14 protein-coding genes are annotated in these 21,615 nt (G+C 68.4%); 7 read left to right on the top strand and 7 right to left on the bottom strand.

What is annotated here, in order from left to right; genetic code table 11:
* Window position 1 precedes the first annotated feature (1 nt).
* The 5 genes from ACQGNW_RS13660 to ACQGNW_RS13680 are packed head-to-tail and all read right to left on the bottom strand — an operon-like array spanning window position 2 to window position 5,912.
* Entirely contained in the window at window positions 2-1,333 is a 1,332-nt protein-coding gene (locus tag ACQGNW_RS13660) for an acetyl ornithine aminotransferase family protein (protein ID WP_426663763.1), read from the bottom strand.
* A 16-nt stretch (window positions 1,334-1,349) separates the two neighbouring features.
* Window positions 1,350-2,135, bottom strand: coding sequence for a CoA-transferase subunit beta (locus ACQGNW_RS13665; protein WP_426663764.1), 786 nt, complete (start codon window positions 2,133-2,135; stop codon window positions 1,350-1,352).
* Window positions 2,132-2,989: a CoA transferase subunit A gene (locus ACQGNW_RS13670; RefSeq protein WP_426663765.1), complete on the bottom strand. Its 858-nt coding sequence runs from the start codon at window positions 2,987-2,989 to the stop codon at window positions 2,132-2,134. Before ACQGNW_RS13670 ends, ACQGNW_RS13665 begins: the two co-directional genes overlap by 4 nt.
* A 10-nt stretch (window positions 2,990-2,999) precedes the next feature.
* Complete coding sequence (locus ACQGNW_RS13675) at window positions 3,000-4,583, bottom strand: aldehyde dehydrogenase family protein (RefSeq protein ID WP_426663766.1); 1,584 nt, start codon at window positions 4,581-4,583, stop codon at window positions 3,000-3,002.
* A gap of 9 nt (window positions 4,584-4,592) precedes the next feature.
* Window positions 4,593-5,912: an aminotransferase family protein gene (locus ACQGNW_RS13680; protein WP_426663767.1), complete on the bottom strand. Its 1,320-nt coding sequence runs from the start codon at window positions 5,910-5,912 to the stop codon at window positions 4,593-4,595.
* A 105-nt stretch (window positions 5,913-6,017) separates the two neighbouring features.
* On the opposite strand from ACQGNW_RS13680, the gene ACQGNW_RS13685 reads away from it, so the two are divergent.
* The 5 genes from ACQGNW_RS13685 (at window position 6,018) to ACQGNW_RS13705 (ending at window position 14,030) form a co-directional block, all read left to right on the top strand.
* Window positions 6,018-6,836 carry an IclR family transcriptional regulator domain-containing protein gene (locus ACQGNW_RS13685; protein WP_426663768.1) on the top strand — a complete coding sequence of 273 codons (819 nt, stop codon included), beginning with the start codon at window positions 6,018-6,020 and terminating at the stop codon, window positions 6,834-6,836.
* Window positions 6,829-8,025 carry a 3-oxoadipyl-CoA thiolase gene (gene pcaF / locus ACQGNW_RS13690; protein ID WP_426663769.1) on the top strand — a complete coding sequence of 399 codons (1,197 nt, stop codon included), beginning with the start codon at window positions 6,829-6,831 and terminating at the stop codon, window positions 8,023-8,025. Before ACQGNW_RS13685 ends, pcaF begins: the two co-directional genes overlap by 8 nt.
* Window positions 8,022-9,422, top strand: coding sequence for a M20/M25/M40 family metallo-hydrolase (locus tag ACQGNW_RS13695; RefSeq protein ID WP_426663770.1), 1,401 nt, complete (start codon window positions 8,022-8,024; stop codon window positions 9,420-9,422). Before pcaF ends, ACQGNW_RS13695 begins: the two co-directional genes overlap by 4 nt.
* A gap of 65 nt (window positions 9,423-9,487) precedes the next feature.
* The gene (locus tag ACQGNW_RS13700; RefSeq protein WP_426663771.1) at window positions 9,488-11,494 is read left to right on the top strand and encodes a tetratricopeptide repeat-containing sulfotransferase family protein; all 2,007 of its coding nucleotides are present in this window, start codon (window positions 9,488-9,490) and stop codon (window positions 11,492-11,494) included.
* Between the two features lie 58 nt (window positions 11,495-11,552).
* Window positions 11,553-14,030 (top strand): TonB-dependent receptor, encoded by a 2,478-nt coding sequence (locus tag ACQGNW_RS13705; RefSeq protein WP_426663772.1) that lies wholly within the window; start codon window positions 11,553-11,555, stop codon window positions 14,028-14,030.
* Between the two features lie 798 nt (window positions 14,031-14,828).
* On the opposite strand, the gene ACQGNW_RS13710 is transcribed toward ACQGNW_RS13705, so the two are convergent.
* Window positions 14,829-16,193: a glycoside hydrolase family 27 protein gene (locus ACQGNW_RS13710; protein ID WP_426663773.1), complete on the bottom strand. Its 1,365-nt coding sequence runs from the start codon at window positions 16,191-16,193 to the stop codon at window positions 14,829-14,831.
* 349 nt (window positions 16,194-16,542) lie between these two features.
* On the opposite strand from ACQGNW_RS13710, the gene ACQGNW_RS13715 reads away from it, so the two are divergent.
* Window positions 16,543-18,975 (top strand): glycoside hydrolase family 31 protein, encoded by a 2,433-nt coding sequence (locus ACQGNW_RS13715; protein ID WP_426663774.1) that lies wholly within the window; start codon window positions 16,543-16,545, stop codon window positions 18,973-18,975.
* Between the two features lie 97 nt (window positions 18,976-19,072).
* Window positions 19,073-20,236, top strand: a complete 1,164-nt coding sequence (locus ACQGNW_RS13720) for a YncE family protein (protein WP_426663775.1) — start codon at window positions 19,073-19,075, stop codon at window positions 20,234-20,236.
* Window positions 20,237-20,454: 218 nt separating this feature from the next.
* On the opposite strand, the gene ACQGNW_RS13725 is transcribed toward ACQGNW_RS13720, so the two are convergent.
* A complete protein-coding gene (locus ACQGNW_RS13725) occupies window positions 20,455-21,570 on the bottom strand; it encodes a S41 family peptidase (protein ID WP_426663776.1) in 1,116 nt (371 codons plus the stop codon).
* Window positions 21,571-21,615 lie beyond the last annotated feature (45 nt).

The following is a 21,615-nucleotide window of genomic DNA, read 5'->3' on the forward strand; positions in this document are numbered from 1 at the left end:
CTCAGGCTCCGGCGAGTGCCTGGTCGAGGCTGGCGCGCAGCAGCGCGATGGCCTCGTCCACTTCGGCGGTGGTCACGCTCAGCGGCGGCATGAAGCGCACCGTGCTGGTGCCGCAGGAAAGCAGCAGCAGGCCGTTGTGATACGCACGGGTGATCACCGCATCGCACAGCGCGGTGGCGGGGGTCTTCCTGCCGTCGTTCTCGACCAGCTCCATGCCGATCCACAGGCCCTTGCCGCGCACTTCGCCGATGCACGGGTAGCCGCGCTGCAGTTCGCGCAGGCGGGCGATGAAGTGCTCGCCGACCTTGGCAGCGTTGTCGGACAGGCCGCCGCGGACCAGGTCGAGGGTGGCGTTGGCGGCCGCGCAGGTGACCGGGTTGCCGCCGTAGGTGTTGCCGTGGGCGCCGCGCTTCCACTGCGACATGATCGATTTCTTCGCGATCACCGCACCGATCGGCAGCCCCGAGCCCAGCCCCTTGGCCGAGGTGAGGATGTCCGGCGCCACGCCCCAGTGCTCGCAGGCGAACATCTTGCCGGTGCGACCGATGCCCGACTGCACCTCGTCGAAGATCAAGAGGATGCCGTGCTCGTCACACAGCGCGCGCAGGCCGGCGAGGAAGCCGTCCGGCGGCGTGAGGTAACCGCCTTCGCCCTGCATCGGCTCGATCAGGATCGCGGCCACCTCGCTCGGCGGCACGCTGCGCTGGAACAGCATGCGGATGTAGTCGAGCACCGCCGCGCCCTGGTCGTCGCCGGCGAACAGCGGCCGGTACGGGTTGGGGTAGGGCACGTGGGTGACGCCGGCCAGCGTGGGCGAGAAGCCCTTCTGCTGGGTGTACTTGCTCGAGGTGAACGACAGCGAGCCGAAGGTGCGGCCGTGGAAGCCGCCGAGGAAGCCGATGAAGCGCGGCCGCCCGGTGACGTAGCGGGCGAGCTTGAGCGCGCCCTCCACCGCCTCGGTGCCGGACTGGCAGATGAAGCTCATTGCCGCCTCGCCCGCAATCGTCCGCATCGGCGCGACCGCGGCCAGGCGCTCGCCCAGGCCCACCATTTCCTCGTGCCAGTAGTCGCTGGAGATGTGCAGGAACTTCGCCGCCGCATCCTGCACCGCCTTGACCACCTGCGGGTGAGCGTGGCCGGTGGCGCACACGGCGATGCCGGCCATGAAGTCGAGGAAGCGGTTGCCGTCCACGTCCCACACCTCAGTGCCGCGGCCGTGCGACATCACGAACGGGTAGTCGCGCGGATACGAGGGCGAGATCACTTCGGCGTCGCGGGCGATCATCGCCCGTGCCTTGGGGCCGGGGAGGGCGGTCTTGATGTGAGCGTTCACGGCGGGGCCTTTCGGATCAGAGGGGAATGTGCACGGGGCGCGCGTGCGCCTCGCGGGTACGGGCATTGAGAGCACGCAGGGTGTCGAGCTCGTGTGTGCTGGGCGGGGCGATGGTGTCGAGGCGGTCGGCCACCTGCAGCGGCCAGCCGATGGCGGCGCGCGCTTCGTCGACGCTGGCGCCCTCGAACAGCGCCACCAGCTGCAGCTCCTCGCTCTCAGGGTGCGGGGCGAGCATGCCGACGTCGGTGATCACCGCACGCGGGCCGCCGCCGGGAATGCCGGCGCGCGCGCGGGCGCCGTGGCCGTCGAGGAAGCCGGCGCTGCTGCGGAAATCCAGCCGCTCGACGAAGCTGCGCGGCGTGGCCCGTGCCATCACGAACACCTGCCTGGCATGCAGCGCGATCTCCGGCGCACCGCCGCCACCCGGCAGCCGCGTGGACGGCAGCTCGTACGGGCCGATCACGGTGCTGTTGAGGTTGCCGAAGCGGTCGATCTGCGCGGCGCCGAGAAAGCCCACGTCCACGCGCCCGGCCTGCAGGTAGAAGCTGAAGATCTCCGGCAGCGGCACCACGCACGCGGCGGTCTCGGCCAGCTCGCCGTCGCCGATGGACAGCGGCAGCACGTCCGGCCGCGTGCCGATGGTGCCGGACTCGTAGATCAGCACGATCTCCGGCGCGTGGGTGAGCCGCGCCAGGTTGCAGGCGGCGCTGGGCAGGCCGATGCCGACGAAGCACACGCTGTCGTTGCCGAGCAGGCGCGCGGCGGCCACGGTCATCCATTCGTCGCGGGTGCAGGCGCTCATGTGGAGGCCTCCGCCCGCAGCGAGGCAAGGAAGCCATGGTGGTCGCGGGTACCGAGCACGTGGCGGCCCATCCAGTCGAGGAAACCTTGGCGATCGCGGGCGATCGTGTCCCAGCGCCGGTAGAAGGCGTTGTCGCGGACGTAGTGGCCCTGCGCGTACGACGGGTAGGCGCCGCCGCGGCAATGGACCACCGCGCTCACTGTCCAGTGCGGCAGCACGATGGCGTTCATCGCCGGCGGCAGCACGTCGACGATCTCCTCCACGGTGACGATCAATGTCTTCGCCGCCAGTGCCGCCTCGCGCGCGGCACCGACGATGCCGTCGATGGCGACGTTGCCGGCGCGGTCGGCGCGTTGTGCGTGCAGGATGGTGACGTCGGGATTGAGCGCGGGCACCGCGGCCAGCGCCTCGCCGGTGAACGGGCAGGCGACGCGGCGGATGTTCGGGTTGTGCGCGGGCAGGTCGGTGCCGATGTAGCCGCGCAGCACGCCGAACGGCAACCGCGCCGCGCCGGCGGTGAACGCGGCGGCCATGCCGGCATGGCTGTGCTCGTTCAGCTCCAGCGGGCGCGGCCAGCCGTGCTCCACCGCATCGCGCAGACGGTGCAGCGAACCCACGCCCGGGTTACCGCCCCAGGAAAAGGTGAGCCGGCGCGCGCAGCCCATGCCGATCAGCTGGTCGTAGACCAGGTCCGGCGTCATGCGGATCAGGTGCAGGTCGCGCTTGCGCTGGCGGATGATCTCGTGGCCGGCGGCGAACGGGATCAGGTGGGTGAAGCCCTCCAGCGCGACGCTGGCGCCGTCGTGCACGAACAGCCCGATGGCCTCGGCAAGTTGCAGGTGCTGGCAGCTCATCCGTGGGCGCTCACTCGACCACCGTGCGGGACTGCTCGCGCAGGTACTGCGCCAGGTAGTAGAACGAGGCGATCGCCTTGCCGGTGGAGCCGGACGCCTTCCAGCCGCCGAACGGCTGGTAGCCGGGCCAGGCGCCGGTGGTGGCGCCCTGCGGCCGGTTGGCGTAGGTCACGCCGGCCTCGATGTGCTCGTGGAACCACGCCACTTCGTCGGCGGCGCCGTAAAAGCCGGCGGTGAGGCCCATGGTGGTGTCGTTGGCCAGGCGCATCGCCTCGTCGCGGTCGCGCACGCGATGCAGGGTGAGGATGGGCAGGAACATCTCCTGCTGCCACAGCGGGTGCGCCAGCGGCACCTCGGCCAGAGTCGGTTGGACGAAGTAGCCGCGCGCGAGCTCGGCCGGGCCGCCGGTGCCTTCGCCCAGCCGGCGGCCGCCGGCCAGCAGGGTGGCGCCGCCGGCCTCCAGTTCATTGATGTACTGGCGGTAATGGCCGTAGGCGGTGGCGTTCACCACCGGGCCCATCCAGTGGTCGCGCTGGCGCGGATCGCCGATGCGCAGCGCCGCGATGCGCTGCTGCAGGCGCTCGATCAACGCGTCGGCCACGCGCTCGTGCACGTACAGGCGCGACAGCGCGGAGCATTTCTGCCCGCTCATGCCGTAGGCCGAGCGCACGATGCCGGCCGCGGCGTCGTCGAGGTCGGCGTGCTCGGTGACGATGCAGGGGTTCTTGCCACCCATCTCGGCGATGCACGGCCGCGGCCAGTCGCCGCTGGCCATCTGTCGCATCAGCTGGCGGCCGACCGGCACCGAGCCGGTGAACGTGATGCCGGCCACCCGCGGGTGCTGCGCCAGCGCCGCACCGACTTCGCGGCTACTGCCGGAAAGGTAATTGAACACGCCCGGCGGCAGGCCCGCATCGCGGATGCAGTCGGCCAGCAGGCGCGCGGCCCACGGCGTGTCACTGGCGCCCTTCACCACCACCGTGTTGCCGGTGACCAGCGCGGCGGCAGTGGGGCCGCCGGCCAGCGCCAGCGGGAAGTTGAACGGCGCGATCACCACCCACGCGCCGTACGGGCGCATCACGCTGGCGTTGTGCGAGACCACGCCTTCGATCGGATCGTCGGGCAGCGTGTGGTGGTAGCCGGCGTGGCTCTCGAAGTCGTCCGCGTAGTGGCGGAAGAAATCCACCGTCTCCTGTGCCTCGCCCAGCGCCTCCATGCGGTTCTTGCCGACCTCCAGCACCAGCGCGGCGGCGATGTCGTAGACGCGTTCCTCCAGCAGCTCGCCGACGCGGCGCATCAGCCGCGCGCGTTCGGCCACCGGCGTGGCGCGCCAGGCCGGGTAGGCGGCCTGTGCCGCACGCATCGCGGTATCGGCGTCGGCCTCGCTGGCCAGCGCGAAGTGGCCCAGGTGCAGGGTGTTGTCGAACGGCGCGCGGTGGTCGGCCGAGTGCTCCGCCTCGACATCGCGGCCGTCGATGAACAGGCCGTGGCGCGCGCCGAGCGAGGCCGAGATGCGGGCCAGCGCCGCCTCGAAGCGTTCGTGCATGGCTTCCGGCGGGTCGTACATGGTGGCGTAGGTGAGACGGAAGCTCATGGAGACCTCTCAGGCGTGGGCGGGGAAATGCTTCCCCAGCAGTCGGTCGATCAGCGCCAGTGCATCGGCCAGCGCGGTTTCCTCGATCACCAGCGGCGGCGCGAGGATCAGCAGGTTGCCGCGCGCGGCCAGCGACACGCCCTCGTCCATCGCCTCGCGCAGCAGTGCGCCCAGCGTGGCGGGCGACTGCGGCCAGGGCGCCAGCGGCGCACGGCTGGTGCGGTCGGCGACCAGCTCGATCACCGCGAACAGGCCGTGCCCGCCGCGCACGTCGCCGATCACCGGGTGGCGCGCCTGCATCGCCTTGAGTTCGGCGAACATCGTGGCGCCGAGCCGGCGCGAGCGCTCGATCAGCTGCTCCTCTTCGTAGGCACGCACGGCGGCGAGGCCGGCAGCGCAGGCCAGCGGATGGCCGCAATAGGTGAGGCCGGTGTAGAGCATGCGGTCGGCGAGGCGCGCGTAGATCTCGCCCGACAGCACCACCGCGCCCAGCGGCAGGTGCGCGCCGGTGAGGCCCTTGGCCAGCGTCATCAGGTCAGGGCGACCGGCTTCGCCGTGGCGCTGCCAGGCGAACCACTCGCCGCAGCGGCCGAAGCCGCTCATCACCTCGTCGGCGATCAGCAGCACGTCGCGCTCGCGGATGGCCGCGCGCAGGGCGGGCCAGTAGCTGTCCGGGGCGACGATGCCGTTGGTGCCGGCGTTCGGTTCCATCAGCACGGCGGCGACGGTGTCGGCACCGGCGCGGTCGATCGCTGCACCCACGGCGCCGGCGGCGAGGCGGCCGCAGCTGTCGTCGTCGGTGCTGCCGAACGGGCAGCGGTAGGCGTAGGGCGCCGGTACGCGGAGCACCCCGAAGGTCTGGGCGTCGACCTGGTCGCTGGTGCGCGCGTCGCCGGACAGCGCCATGCCGGCGTAGCTGGCGCCGTGGTAGGAGCGCTCGCGCGCCACGATGCGTCCGCGCGGCAGCCCGCGGGCCAGGCGCGCGAACTTCACCGCGTTCTCGTTGGCGTCGGCGCCGGCCAGGGTGAAGAACACCCGGCCGCCGGCGAAGCCGGACTTCTCCAGCAGCGCGTCGGCCAGCGCCTTGCGCGGTTCGGCTCCCCACGCAGCAGTGACGAAGCACAGTTGCTCCGCCTGCTCGCGGATTGCCCGCACCACGGCCGGGTGCTGGTGGCCGAGATTGCTGCATTCGGCCAGGCTGCTCATGTCGAGGATGCGGCGGCCGTCGGCCAGCTCCAGATGGGCACCGCAGCCGCCGACCACGGTGGGCGCCTGCCAGGCCGACGGCACACACCAGCTGTGCAGCACGCTGTCGCGTTCGTTGGACACCGCGTTCCTCCCCTGAGGAAATGTTCGATAATCGAACAATAATTCGTATTGCGAACTTATTGGAATGCTTCTACGCTCGGCCTGTCAATGGACCCGAGCGAACCGATGGCCTCCGAACCCTTCGAGGAAAGTCCGGACTATGTGCAGTCGCTGGCGCGCGGCCTGCAGGTGCTGCGCGCGTTCGATCGCGAGCAGCCCAGCCCGAGCCTGTCGCAGGTCGCCGAGCGCACCGGGCTGTCGCGCGCGGTGGCGCGCCGGCTGCTGCTGACGCTGCAGCACCTGGGCTACGTCGGCAGTCGCGGGCGCAGCTTCTTCCTGACCCCGCGCGTCCTGGAGCTGGGCTACAGCTACCTCACTTCGCTCGACCTCACCGAACTGGCGCAGCAGAGCCTGGAGCAGCTCTCGCACCGCATCGGCGAGAGCTGCTCGATGGCGGTGCTCGACGGCCAGGACATCGTCTACGTGCTGCGTGTGCCGGTGCGCCGGGTGATGAGCGTGGCGCTGGGCGTGGGCGCGCGGCTGCCGGCGTTCGCCACCTCGATGGGGCGCGCGATCCTGGCCGACCTCGCCGACGACGCACTCGCCGCGTGGATGAAGGGCCAGACCTTCCGTGCCTACACGCCGCAGACCCTGCACACGGTCGGCGCGCTGAAGGCCGAGCTGGCGCGCGTGCGCAAGCAGGGCTACGCGCTGGTATCGCGCGAGCTGGAACACGGGCTGTGTTCGATCGCCGTGCCGATCCGCGCGGCCGACGGCAGCACGGTCGCCGCGCTCAACGTCGGCATGCCGTACAGCGAGGACGCGCCCAGGCGCGCACTGAAAGAAATCCTGCCAGCGCTGCGCGAGACGCAGGCCGCGGTGGAGCAGACGATCGCACGTGGCGGCTGGCTGCCCCATCTGACGATGAAGAACGCCTATGCGTAGCGCCTGGCTGGTCGATGCCACGCGCACTCCGTTCGGCCGCCTGGGCGGCGCGCTGGCCGGCGTCCGCACCGACGATCTGGCGGCGCTGCCGATCCGCGCCTTGCTGGCGCGGTACCCGCAGCTCGACCCGGCCGCGATCGACGAGGTGATCCTCGGCTGCGCCAACCAGGCCGGCGAGGACAATCGCAACGTGGCGCGCATGGCCGCGCTGCTTTCCGGGCTGCCGCCGGAGGTTCCGGGCGTGACGGTCAACCGGCTGTGCGCCTCGGGCCTGGAGGCGGTGGGGCAGGCGGCCCGGGCGATCGCCTGCGGCGAGGCCGAGCTGGTGATCGCCGGTGGCGTGGAGAGCATGACCCGCGCGCCCTACGTCATGGCCAAGGCGGACACCGCCTTCGCGCGTGGCCAGCAACTGGAGGACACCGTACTCGGCTGGCGGCTGGTCAACCCGGCGATGCGCGCCGGCTACGGCGTGGACTCGATGACGCAGACCGCGGAGAACCTCGCGCGCGAACACGGCATCGACCGCGCCAGCCAGGATGCCTACGCACTGCGCAGCCAGGCGCGCACGGCGCACGCGCAGGCCGAGGGCTGGCTGGCCGAGGAGATCACGCCGGTGCCGGTGGGCAAGGACGGCGAGCTGGTCGCCGTGGACGAGCATCCCCGTCCGGCCACTACCGCCGGGCAACTGGACAAGCTCAAGCCCCTGCTCGGACCGGAAACCAGCATCACCGCCGGCAACGCCTCCGGCCTCAACGACGGCGCCGCGGCGCTGCTGCTGGCGTCCGAGGCGGCGCTCGCGCGGTTCGGCCTGACGCCGCTGGCGCGCGTTGCCGGCATGGCCTCGGCTGGCGTGGCGCCGCGCATCATGGGCATCGGCCCGGTGCCGGCGATCCGCAAGCTGCTGGCGCGCAGCGGCCAGCGCCTGGCCGACTTCGACCGCATCGAGATCAACGAGGCGTTCGCCGCGCAGGTGCTGGCCTGCACACGCGCGCTCGGCCTCGCCGACGATGCGGAACACGTCAACGCCCAGGGCGGTGCGATCGCGCTGGGTCATCCGCTCGGCGCCAGCGGCGCCCGGCTGGCGATGAGTGCGGCTTTCGCCCTGCGCCGGCACCGTCAGCAACGCGCCCTGGTCAGCCTCTGCGTGGGCGTCGGCCAGGGTCTCGCCCTCATCCTGGAGCGCCCATGAGCCGAATCCTCCGTCGCATCCTTCCGGTGGCCTTGGGCCTCGTGCTGCCGCTGGCCGCGCAGGCCGCCGAGCCGGTGCCGGCCGGCGAGCGGGCGCTGGCGCACGAACTGCTGGTGCAGATGATCGGCACCGACACCACCTCCGAGCACGGCAGCACCACCGTGCTGGCCGAGGCGTTGGCGCAGCGCTTCCTCAAGGCCGGGTTTCCGGCGGCGGACGTGCAGGTGGTCGGCGACGATCCGAAGCGGCGCAACCTGGTGGTTCGCCTGCGCGGGCAGGGCAAGCGCGAGCCGGTCCTGCTGCTGGCGCACCTGGACGTGGTCGAGGCGCTGCCGCAGGACTGGCACTTCCCGCCGTTCAAGCTGACCGAGCAGGGTGGCTACTTCTACGGCCGCGGCACGATGGACATCAAGGGCGCCGGTGCGGGCCTGGTCGCCACCCTGCTGCGCTTCCACCAGGAAGGCTTCAGGCCGAAGGGCGACTACATCCTCGCGCTCACTGCCGGCGAGGAGGACGGCAAGTCCAACGGCGTGCAGTGGCTGCTGGCGCACCGGCCGGAGCTGATCCGTTCGCGGTATTCGATCAACGTCGACGGCGGTGGCCCGGAGATCCGCAACGGCCGGCCCGAGGTCGTGGCGGTGGAAACCGCCGAAAAGGTCTACGCCAGCTACACCCTGACCGTGCGCAACCCCGGCGGGCACAGCTCGCTGCCGACCCCGGACAACGCGATCTACCGGCTTGCCGCGGGATTGATACGCCTGTCGAAGCTCGAGTTCCCGCTGCACACCAACTCGGCCACGCGCGGCTACTACGCGCAGCTTGCCACGCTGTACGCCGGCGCGAAGGCCGCCGACATGCGCGCCGTCGCCCACGATCCGTCCGATCCTGCGGCGATGCGGCGGCTTGCCGCGTCAAGCCCCTACAACAACGCCCACCTGCGCACGACCTGCGTGCCGACCCTGCTGGCTGGCGGCGATGCGGAGAACGCGCTGCCGCAGATGGCCCGCGCCACGGTCAATTGCCGCATCCTGCCGGACGAGCCGCCGGCGCAGGTCGAGGCGGCGATCAGCAAGGCATTGGACGATCCGCAGATCGAGGTCGCCCCGGTCGCTCCGGCGCCGGCGAGCCCGCCAAGCCCGATCGACAAGGCGCTGTTTGCGCACATCGCGCGAACGGCCAAGGCGGTGTGGGGCCACGCCATGCCGGTGTCGCCGTACATGTCGGCGGGCGCTTCGGACAGCGTGTTCCTGCGTGCCGTCGGCATGCCGTCGTACGTCTTCAACGGCATTCCCTACGACGTCGACGACGATCGTTCGCACGGGCAGGACGAGCGCATCCTGGTGAGCTCGTACGAGCAGTCGCTCGACTTCGACTACCGGTTGCTGAAGAGCCTTTAGGGAGGAGCTGACGCCATGTCCCGGCCCACGCTTTCCACGTTCCGCCGGCAACGGTGCCGCCGGTGATGGCCGTGGCTACCGGTTCGCTCGACCAGGCGCTGACCCACGCCAGCCGACTGCTGGCGCGCGAGCCGGCGCTGGCCGAGGCGCAGGCGGACGAGATCCTCAGGGTGGTCCCGGGCCATCCGCCCGCGCTGCAACTGCTGGCTGCGGCCCGTGCCGCGCAAGGGAAGCTGGACACCGCGCTGGCGGTGCTGGAGCCGCTGGCGGCGTCCCAGCCGCGGTGGGCCGCGGTGCAGTTCGAGTTCGGCCTGGCACTGGCGCGTGCCGGCCGCCGGGACGAGGCGATCGCCGCGCTGCGTCGTGCGGTGACGATGCAGGCGGACCTGCCACAGGCCTGGCGCGTGCTGGCCGACCAGCTGCGCGCCACCGGCGATATCGCGGGCGCCGAGGCGGCCTGCATGGAGCACGTGCGCCATGCGGCGGCCGATCCGCGCCTGTTGGCGGCGGGGGCGGCGCTGGCCGAGAACCGCATCCCGGAGGCAGAGGGCCTGTTGCGTCAGCACCTGCGCGAAGCACCGACCGACGTGGCGGCAATCCGCATGTTCGCCGAACTGGCGGCGCGGCTGGATCGCACCGACGAGGCGCGGCAACTGCTCGAACGGTGCCTGGAACTGGCGCCGGGCTTCCACGGCGCGCGCCAGAACTATGCGCTGCTGCTGCACCGGGCCAACCTGCCGGAGCGGGCGCTGACGGAAATCGAGCGCCTGCTCGCCGCCGAACCGGATCATCCCGCGCACCGCAACCTCAAGGCCGTCGTGCTGTGCCGGACCGGCGACTACCGGACGGCGATCGACCTCTATGCCGGCCTGCTCGACGAGCATCCGGACAACGCCTCGGCATGGATGAGCTACGGCCACGCACTGAAGACCGCCGGGCTCACCGATCGCGCGATCGAGGCCTACCGGCGGGCGCTCGGGCTCATGCCTTCGTTCGGCGAGGTCTGGTGGAGCCTGGCCAACCTCAAGACGTTCCGTTTTTCCGGCGAGGACGTGGCCGCGATGCGCGCGCAGCTCGCCCGCATCGACCTTGCCGATGCCGACCGCCTGCACCTGGACTTCGCACTGGGCAAGGCGCTGGAAGATGCCGGCGAGTACGCGGCCTCGTTTCGCCACTACGAGGCAGGCAACGCCCGCCGCCGCGGGCAACTGCATTACGACCCGTCCGAGACCCATGCGCGGATCGAACACATCGTCCGCCAGTACACGCCGGAGTTCTTCGCCAGGCGGGCCGGCAGCGGCAGCCCGGCGCGCGACCCGATCTTCGTGGTCGGCCTGCCGCGCGCCGGCTCCACCCTGATCGAGCAGATCCTGTCCAGCCACAGCCAGGTCGAAGGCACGATGGAGTTGCCGGAGATCACCCTGATCACCCGGCTGCTGCGCGAACAGGCTGATGTCGACAGTGCGATGCCGTACCACGACGCACTGGCGCGGCTCGATGCGGGCAAGCTGCGCGAGCTGGGCGAGCGCTATCTCGCGCACACGCGGATCCAGCGCAAGACCCCGGCGCCGTTCTTCATTGACAAGATGCCGAACAACTTCATGCACATCGGGCTGATCCACCTGATGCTGCCCAACGCGATCGTCATCGACGCGCGACGGCACCCGATGGCGTGCTGCTTCTCCGGCTTCAAGCAGCACTTCGCGCGCGGCCAGAGCTTCAGCTACCGGCTGGACGACCTGGCGCGCTACTACACCGACTATGTCCGCCTGATGGCGCATTTCGACCGCGTGCTGCCGGGGCGGGTGCACCGGGTGATCTACGAGCGGATGGTGGAGGACACCGAGGGCGAGGTGCGCCGCTTGCTGGCGCACTGCGGCTTGCCGTTCGAGGGCGCATGCCTGCGCTTCTTCGAGAACGCACGTCCGGTGCGCACCGCCAGTTCCGAGCAGGTGCGCAGGCCGATCTATCGCGAGGGCGTGGACCAGTGGCGGCATTACGCGCCCTGGCTTGGGCCGCTCGAGCAGGGTTTGGGAGAGGTACTGCGGGCGTATCCCGTGGTGCCGGAATAAGAGGGAGCGCAGTCAAAAGCCGTCAGGGGATTTGTCTCCATTCGAGGGAGGGGAAACGATGTACCGACACCGCAATACACCAGACTCCGGAGGGGTGCGAAGGCGCCTGTCCCGCTTGCCGCTGGCCGCCGCCATCTGCCTGGCCATCACCGCACCCGCGTTCGGCCAGGATGCCAGCGCGCAATCGTCGACCAAGCCGCAGAGGGACCAGAAGGTGGCGCAGCTCAGCACCGTCACCGTGACGGCCGAGAAGCGCACGGAAAACCTGCAGAAGGTGCCGGTGAGCATCCAGGTGCTTGGCTCCGACCGGCTGGAGGAACTGCACGTCAAGAACTTCGACGACTATGTGAAGTATCTGCCGAGCGTGTCCTACCAGAGCTACGGGCCGGGCTTCGCGCTGATCTACATGCGTGGCGTCGCCTCCGGCGGCGACGGCAACCATTCCGGCTCGCTGCCCAGTGTGGGCGTGTATCTGGACGAGGAGCCGGTGACCACGATCCAGGGCCCGCTCGACATCCACATGTACGACATCGCCCGGGTCGAGACGCTGTCCGGACCGCAGGGCACGCTGTATGGCGCCAGCGCCGAAGCGGGCGCGATCCGCATCATCACCAACAAGCCCGACCCGAGCAGCTACGCCGCGAACTACAGCCTCGGCACCAGCACGGTGAAGAACGGCGGACTGGGCTACACCGCCGAGGGGATGGTGAATATTCCCATCTCGACGAAGTCGGCGGTCCGCCTGGTCGGCTGGCGCGAGCACGACTCCGGATACATCGACAACAAGGTCGGCTATCGCACGTTCCCGAGCTCGGGCGTTACGGTCACCGACGACGCATGCACGTCGACCTCGACCCTGGTCTGCACCGGGCGGGCCAAGAACCACTACAACGATGTCGACACCACCGGCGGCCGCGCCGCGCTCAAGGTGGACCTCGATGACAACTGGTCGATCAGCCCGACCCTCATGGGCCAGCAGAGCATCGCCAACGGCCTGTTCGCCTACGACCCGCAGGTGGGGGACCTCGCGGTCAGCCATGCCTACAAGGAGCGCACCAACGACCGCTGGTGGCAGGGGGCGCTGACGGTGGAAGGGAAGATCGGCAACTTCGACCTGACCTACGCCTATGCCCATCTCAAGCGCACGACCGACGAGTACAACGACTACAGCGACTATTCGTTCTGGTACGACACGCTGTACGGCTCCGGTGCGTACATCTACGACAACAACGGCACGCTGATCAATCCGTCGCAGCACATCATCGGCAAGGACCGCTACACCAAGCAAAGCCACGAACTGCGCATCGCCTCCCCGGCCGACGACCGCCTGCGGCTGGTGGCCGGCGTGTTCTGGGAGCGGCAGGTCCACGACATCGAGCAGCGGTACATGATCGACGGCCTGGCCGATTCGCTCTCGACGCCGGGCTGGCCGGATACGCTGTGGCTGACCAAGCAGACCCGCGTCGACCAGGACGAAGCGATCTTCGGCGAGCTGTCGTACGACCTGGTGCCGGACACCCTCACGGCCACGATCGGCGGCCGCTACTTCCGTACCCACAACACCCTGGGCGGCTATTACGGCTTCAGTGCAGGCTATTCGCCTTCGTCCAGTTACGGCGAGGCCGGGTGCATTTCGCCCACGCCCTATCACGGTGCGCCGTGCCTGGACTTCGACAAGGGCGTGAAGGAGAGCGGCTCGCTCGGCAAGGTGAACCTGACCTGGAACATCACGCCGACCAAGATGGTGTACATCACCCGCTCGGAGGGCTTCCGTCCCGGCGGCATCAACCGCCGCGCCTCGCTGCCGCCGTACCAGGCCGATTACCTCACCAACCTCGAAGCGGGCTGGAAGACCACCTGGTTCAACAACCGCATGTCGTGGAACGGCTCGGTGTTCCGCGAGAACTGGAACAACTTCCAGTTCTCCATTCTCGGCGCGAACGGGCTCACCGAGATAAAGAACGCCAACCAGGCGCGCATCGACGGGCTGGAAACGGAACTGAACTGGGCTGCCACGTACAACCTGCAGATCAACGCGGGCGGGGCCTTCTACATCGCCAAGCTCACCGCGAACTACTGCGGTTACACCGATGCGAGCGGCAATCCGGTGACCAGCTGCGCCGATCCGCAGGCGCCGAAGGGCACGCAGTTGCCGATCACGCCAAGGTTCAAGGGCAACCTCTCTGCACGCTATTCGTTCGATCTTGGCGAGAACGAGGGCTACGTGCAGGCGGCGATGGTGCACGTCGGCCGGCGCAAGTCGGACCTGCGGCTTGAGGCGCGTTCGCTGCTTGGCGACATGGCCGCGTACAACACGGTGGATCTGTCCGCTGGCTACCGCAGCAGCAAGGGCTGGTCGCTGGACTTCTACGTCAACAACGTGTTCGACAAGCGGGCGCAGATCGGCAAGTACTCGGAGTGCGACGAGTCGGTCTGTGCCGCGCACGGGGTGGTGCCGGCCTACCCGAACGGACAGGTCTATGTCGTCACCAACATGCCGCGTCTGATCGGCCTGCGCTTCTCGCAGGACTTCTGACCGGTCCACGCGGGAACGACGCCTTGCGCAGTGCCCCGGCGAACCGCCGGGGCATTTTTAAGGCGGCAGGCTAGAACTGCGGTCTCCCCCGCTTGTTCCCGGGTCAACCTGTTCAGCAGTCAAAAGCCCGCCAGCCTCGCCGAGACGGGGCGGCTTGCACCGGCAAGGACACCGCGAGCGGGCATGGCGCCTCGCGCACGGCCACGACCTGCCTGATCTTGGGCTTGAGCTTCCGGGCGGTGCCGCGGCACACGCCACGTTGCCGCTTAAGTTTCAGCGCGACGATGTCGCTCTTGGCGCTTCAACCGCCCGGCGTTCACGGGCAAGGCCTGGTCAGGCCATCCCGGGACGGGATGAGGCCGGATGGCGGACGACGATGGCCGGTTCTTGCGCCGACCCCGGACAATCTGGCTGGCAACGCACGGTCAAGCCAATAGCGATCCGCACCACTGCGATTGGCCCGTGCCGCGAGGGCGGGGGAGAGGTGGCAAATTGGCTTCATGGCCACACGGGATTCTGCGCATGCCGATGCGTGGCGTTCGCGGAAGCGGGGTGGCCCCCATGGGCGGTGGTGCAACTGGCGAGGGAGGCGGAGCCAGGATGTCCGGGGATGGATGTGGCCACGCGATGCCTTGACCTCGGCGCGCTTCGACACCTGACCGAATTGCGATCTCGCGTGCGGCGATTCACGCTGGCGGTGAGGTCGGCCGGACACGATCCGTCTCGGTATCGCCATGATTCTCCACGGCGCGCAGCTGACGGGCCAATGGTTTCGCGCGCGGCAGCCGCTGTCAGGCCCTATCTGACCGAGTAAAGCACGCAGCCATGCGCAGGCAGCCGGATCGGCAGACGGTCGGATGCCGGCAGGCGATGGCCGCTCCACAGTTCGCGTGCGGCATGTTTGCCCGAAGCCAGGCCCAGCTGCTGCCAGGTCGCTTGCAGACTCACCGGCTTGCCGTCCAGGTTGAACACGGCCAGGTAGCGTTCGCCGGCCTCGCCGGATGCCGTCCACGCACGCACCTGCCCGAAGCCTGCCGGCAGATGTTCGAGCGGACGATTGCCGTGACTGTGCTGATCGACCGCGATGACCTCCTTGTTGGTGATCAGCGCACGGGTGGCATCGTCCAGCCTGGTGAGGTTGGCGCCGAGGATCAGCGGCGAACGCGCAATGGCGAGCAGGGTCAGTTGCGTGCGCTCCTCGTCCAGCGTCAGGCGGGAATGGCGTGGTTCACCCCATCCCGGATGCGGCGCAAGCACGCCGAACGGCAACATGTCGGCGTCGGGCCAGCGGCCATCGCGCGCCTGCCCTGCCCATGGCGGCAGGCGATCGAAAATGTCGCGGACCCCCATGGGAAAATCATCTTTGGGGCGCTCGTGCGCAAACGTCCAGCCGTCCCACACGTCGTTGGAGATGCGCCACATCTGGCCGTACTTGCGGATCTCCGCGGCGTGCGAAAGCCGGGTGGGGCCGGGCGACAGGCTGAGCACGATGGGGCGGCCGCTCTTCTTGATCGCCGCCGCGATCTGCCGTATCTCGCTGATGCGATATGGGTGATCGGCAATGCAGTCGACCTTGAGGAAATCCACGCCCCAGTGCGCGTACTGCGCCAGCATCGAATCGTAATAGGCCTGGCCTGCCGCGTTGTCGCGCACACCGTAGTCGCCGTCGTCCCACGGGCAGGTGTCGGCCGTATCGGCGGCGTCCTGCGCATGGAAGCTGGACCCGGCGATCGGCAGATTCGCTTCCACCGCCTGCCTGGGAATGCCGCGCACGATATGGATGCCGAACTTCAGGCCTTGTGCGTGCACCCAGTCGGCGACGGCCTTGAAGCCATGGCCGTCGGCGGAGGACGGAAAGCGCTTCACGGAAGGAACCAGCAGGCCGTGCGCATCCACGGCGTAATCGCGGTGCCGCAAGCTGTCGCCGAACGGATTGCCCATGTACCAGCCTTCGTCGATCACGGCATACGTCCAGCCATAAGCGTGCAGCTTGGCCAGCTCCGCGGCGTTGGCCTTGAACTCGGCTTCGTCGATGGTCAGGCCGTAGGCATCCCAGCTGTTCCAGCCGATGGGCGGCGTCGGGGCGACTTCCTGCGCGCCGGCTGCCGCGGCAGCGGCGAGCAGGGTCAGTAGCAACAGTGCATTTCTCAGCCAGTGTGTCATGCGGTGCGCTCTTTTCCGGGCGGAGTGTTCGTTGGATGCAGGCCGGGATTTCATCCCGGCCTGCGCAGCGATCAAACCGCGGCCCATGATCTCTACGCGAATCATTCACCGCATCCCCGGTGCGCTTCATTGCGATATTGCCCACCCCAAATTGCGATTATTTGTCTGGTCGTGCCAATGGGCGGGAAGGTGGTGCCAAGGGTGACAGAATGCGCCCGGTGACGGTGAATTGCCCGGGGCGTCACTGTGGGGCGCGCGGGAAGAACATCGGCGATGGAAGCGGATGGGAAGCTCACGCGTAGCGGCTTTCCGGAACGGCATCGGCCAAACGATCGGGGGCGCGACAACCATGATGCGGAAACTGTTTTCCGGCGGACTTTGCGCGCTGCTCCTGAGCGTGTCGCTGAACGGCACTGCGGCAGCGCAGGATGCCCCTCTCGTGCTGCAGCGGGATGGGAGGACCATTTCACTCGAACCCTACGCGCCGAACATCGTGCGGGTAACGTTCGGGGTCGATCGGGCGGCCGTGATGCATCCGCCCGGCTACGGATTCGTGGCCCAACCCTCGGCCCGCGGGTGGACGCATGTGCGCGATGCGGCAGGCGACGACGTGTTCCGTTCCTCGAAAATGGTGGTGCGGGTGGCCCCCGGGAAGCTTGCGCCTGACCACCTCCCGCAGGGCTTGCCGCTGGACGCGCTGAACCGCCAGCTTCGCAAAAAATACTTCGGGCAATGGAAAGATCCACATACGTTCAACGACGCGCTGCGGGTCACCGACGCCGCGGGCAGGACACTGTTGCGCATGCGCACCTGGACGATGGCACCCGAGCCACCGGAGGCGGCGCAGGCGCATGCCGGCGCAAGGGACTTCCGCGTCGCCGCCACGTTCGAATCGCCCGCCGACGAGCATTACTACGGCCTCGGACAGCAGCAGCAGGGATGGCTGGACCTGCGCGACCATGAGATCCGCTGCTGGCACGACTATTCCGCGCTGGGCGGCGAGAGCGTCTGCGTACCCTTCATGGTGTCGAGCCTCCGCTATGGCCTGGTCTGGGACAACCCTTCGAAAACCACCGTACGGCTCGGCTTCAATGGCCAGAACGTCTGGTCGTCGGAAGTGGGCGATCGCGTCTCCTACTTCGTCATCGCGGGCAACGGCGCCGACGAGATCTACGAAGGCTATCGCCGGCTGACGGGCGTGACGCACCTCCTGCCCCGGAGGGTCTACGGCTACATCCAGAGCAAGGCGATCTACCCGACGCAGGAACAGATCCTGGCCGTTGCCGACGAGTACCGCCGCAAGCACCTGCCGCTGGGCGTGATGGTGGTGGATTTCCTCAACATGACCAGGCAGGGAAACCTGGACCTGGACCCGACCCGCTGGCCGGATCCCGCCGCCATGAACCGCCGCCTGCACGCGATGGGCGTGGACACGCTGCTGAGCGTGTGGCCGCACTTCTCGAAGGGATCGCTGTTCTACGACATGCTCGCCCGCAAAGGCTGGCTGGTGCACACGCGCGATGGCCTGCCGGACCCGGGCGGCTTCAAGGCGGTCATCGGGCCGAACATCGACACCACGAACCCGGCTGCGGCGAAGTGGTTCTGGCAGGAAATCCGCGATCGCTACATCAAGCCGTACGGCTTCGATTACATATGGCTCGATGAAACGGAACCGGACATCGATCCGGCGAAGGACGTGTTCTGGATCGGCTCGGGCCGGCGCTACTACAACGTGTATCCGTTGTTCCACACCGCCTCGGTGTACGACGGATTCCGGCGCGATTTCGGCGACAGCCGAAGGGTGATGATCCTCGCGCGCGCGGCCTATCTGGGCGCGCAACGCAACGGCACCGTCTTCTGGTCGAGCGACATCGTCGCGACCTGGGACATGCTCAAGAGGTCCATCCCGGCGGGGCTCAATTTCACCGCGACGGGCATGCCGTACTGGGATACCGATATCGCGGGCTTTCTGTCGCCCGTGATTCCCGCCGACTACCACGCGGCGCACAAGCCCCTGATCGATGGCTCCGACGTGCGCGGCACGATCGGAAACTACGAGGACTATCCCGAACTGTTCGTGCGCTGGTTCGAATGGGGCGTCTTCCAGCCGGTGATGCGTGCGCACGGCGAAAGGAATCACAACGAAGTATGGTCTTACGGCAAGCAGGCCGAACCGATCCTGGCTAAGTACCTGAAGCTGCGCTACCAGCTGTTGCCGTACACGTATTCGGCGGCCTATCGCAGCTACCGGACCGGCGCGCCGTACATGCGCGCGCTGTTCATGGATTTTCCGCACGATCCGAAAGTTGCGGATATCCCTGACGAGTACATGTATGGGCCGGCTTTCCTGGTCGCCCCCATCACGGAGCAGGGCGCCACCCATCGGGCGGTGTATCTGCCGGCCGGCTGTGACTGGTACAACTACTGGACGAACCAGCGCCTGCATGGCGGGCAGACGGTCGAGGTGGATGCACCCATCGATACGCTGCCGCTGTTCGTAAAGGCTGGCAGCATCGTGCCGCTGGGTACGGGCGAAGCGGGCGCAGGGCAAACGCAGAAGATCGTGTCGGTCAAGGTATACCCGGGAGCGGATGGCAGCTTCGCGCTGTTCCGGGACGACGGAACGTCCTACCGTTACGAGCAGGGCAACTATTCGGTCACCAGGCTGACATGGAACGACGCCGCCCATCGACTCGACCATGAGGGAGCGCCGGCATGGAGTGGACCGGATTCAGCGGTCGTTTCCGTGATAGGCGACACTCCTGCGACGCCTCGCAACTGACGCGGCATCGACAGGTTTCGCACACGGATCACGCGTGGCAACAAGGAGCAGCTGCCGGGAACGACGGCCCACGACCGTCGAGAGGAACCAGCAGGAAATGCATCCACGACACCTGTTGAGGGAATGCTTGCGAAATGGCCTGCTGCCGGCGCTCGCGATGGTGTCTGCCACCGTGGCGTCGAGCGCAATGGCGCAGCCGTCCCCCCGAGCGTCCATCGTGGACGTGGCCAGGGCAATCCGTCCGCTCGATCATTTTCCCGGTTTCCCTGCCGGTTCGGACTACCTCGGCGAGCTGATGCGCCCCGGCTCGCATGCACGGTTGCGGTTGGCGACCGTTGGGCATCTCCCACTCAGGCCTGTGGCTGACGTGCCGCTGACGGGCGATGCCACCCGTTGGGATTACGCCAGTCTCGACCCTGCCACCCATCGGCTTTACCTGGCGCATCTGGGCGACAGCACGGTTGTGGTGTTCGACACGCAGGCGCAAAAGGTGGTGGCGGAGGTGTCCAGCGTCAGCCACGTGCACGGTGTGCTGTTCGTGCCCGAGTTGGGGCGGGTCTATGCCTCGGCCACGGGTAGCGATGAGGTGGTTTCGATTGATCCGGCCACCTTGAAAATCACTGCTCGCGTGCCGGCAGGTGACTATCCTGATGGCATGGCTTACGCCCCGGAAGTCCACAAGCTCTACGTTTCCGATGAACATGGTGGCACCGATACGGTGATCGATGTCCGCACAAACGCGCGGGTGGCAACCATCCCCTTGGGCGGTGAAGTAGGCAACACACAATACGACCCGGTGTCCAAGCACATCTTCGCAAACGTGCAAACCCGCAAGCAGCTGGTGGAGATTGATCCGGTCACCGACAGGGTAGTCAGCCGGATGGACCTGCCGGGCGCGGAAGGCAATCACGGCCTCCATATCGATCCCGTCACGCATCTGGCCTTCATTGCCTGCGAAGAAAACGACAAGCTGATCGTGGTGGATCTGACCCGCCGGAGTGTTGTTGCCACATTCAATGTCGCCAAGGATCCGGATGTCTTGGCATTCGATCCGGCGCTGGGTTGGCTTTATGTTGCGGGGGAATCCGGCCAGGTCTCGCTGTTCCAGGTCGAAGGGAAAAAAGTCAGCCTGATCGGGACGGACATGTTGGGTCCCAATGCCCACGTCGTCGCCGTGGACGCAGGCACACACCGCGCATACTTCCCGCTCAGGTCCTTGGCGGGCAAGCCACGATTGCGAATAACCGAACCGAAACAGTGAGCCTTGAGGTCTGGCCAGAGTGTCCGCAGCCCGGTGCAGACTCAGGGCGGGGCGATTGGCCGGTGTTGTCGAGGGCAGGGCGGGTTCCGAGTTTGCCCCTCAACTGGCGCCAGCATGTGTCCACGGGATCGGACACATGCCGCGGGTCCGGCCCATGCAGCCGCGGGTCGAGGCCAACGCCACGGCCCCGCGCCGCCGGGACGGCCGGTGCCGGTGGCTCACTCCAGGTCACGCACGCGCTGCTGTACCCGGCGCTTCCAGTCCGGATCCGGCTCGTGCGCCACGATGTTGCGCAGCGCCAGCAGTTGCGCCCTGTCCAGGGCCTTGGCCGCGGAGGTTGATACGTCCGGCACCACGCCCACGCCCTCCCAGTCGGTGTGCGTGACCGGACTGATCGGCCGGCCGGAGGGCACGAACATCATGAAGTGCGCATCCAGCCGCTGCGGACTGCCGGCATGCGCGCCGCCGCCGGTGGTCTCGCCGACCAGGATCGCCCGATGCGCATTCTTCAGCGCGTAAGCCAGGTCCTCGCAACCGGAGAAGGTGTCGCCGCTGGTGAGCAGATACACCGCACGATGCTGGCCGTAGCGGGCACCGGGAACGGTCGCGCTCGTCCAGCGCACTTCCGTGCGGTTCTCGTCGCGCCAGTAGACGTCGTTGAGGTGAGTGGGACGGTCGAACAGGTAGCTGGCGAAGTGCATCACGGTGTCCGGGTCGCCTCCCGTGCAGTGGCGCAGATCGATCACCAGCGCCTGCGTGTCGCGCAGCAGGCCAAACGCGTCGGCCATGCGCAGGTCGGCGCCGTCGGGGCGGCCGAGCTGGTGCAGGTCGATGTACCCGAGGTTGCCCTGCAGGCGCTTCACTTCGGCCATGCCGTAATTGAAGCGCAGCTGCTCGGCGTGCTCGTGCGCCTGCTCTGCTGCGGGCAGGCTTTGCCCCGGCACCTGCGGCGGCAGCGCATGCTCGACGTAGCGCACTTGCAGGTGGTCGTCGCGGCTGGCCTTGCGCAGTACGGTGGTGAGCCGATCGGCGAAATCGTCGGCGCTGTCGATGTCGTCGAAGTCGCCGTGCTGCAGCTTGCCCAGCAGCAGCGCGTGTATCCGCTCAGCCTGGGCGGGAAAGACGTAGGCCCGATCGAGCTGCGCCACCGCCGCGTGGATCACCTCGGCGCGCACGGCGGCGTCGATTGCCATGTCGCGCTGCGGCGCGCGGCTTGCGCCGCGCCCGTGGCCGATCGTCACAAAGCCCGCCGCACCGAGTGCAGCTACCAGTACGCCAACGGCGATCGCCTTGCGGCGCCAGCGGCGCGACGTGCGCGTGAGTTGCCTGTCCATCGTCATTGCTCCTCGCTTGAAGGGAAGTCGCCGTCTCCGGCGACA

The sequence above is a fragment of the Rhodanobacter aciditrophus genome (assembly GCF_050026795.1).
In the GTDB taxonomy this organism is placed as follows: Bacteria; Pseudomonadota; Gammaproteobacteria; order Xanthomonadales; family Rhodanobacteraceae; genus Rhodanobacter_A.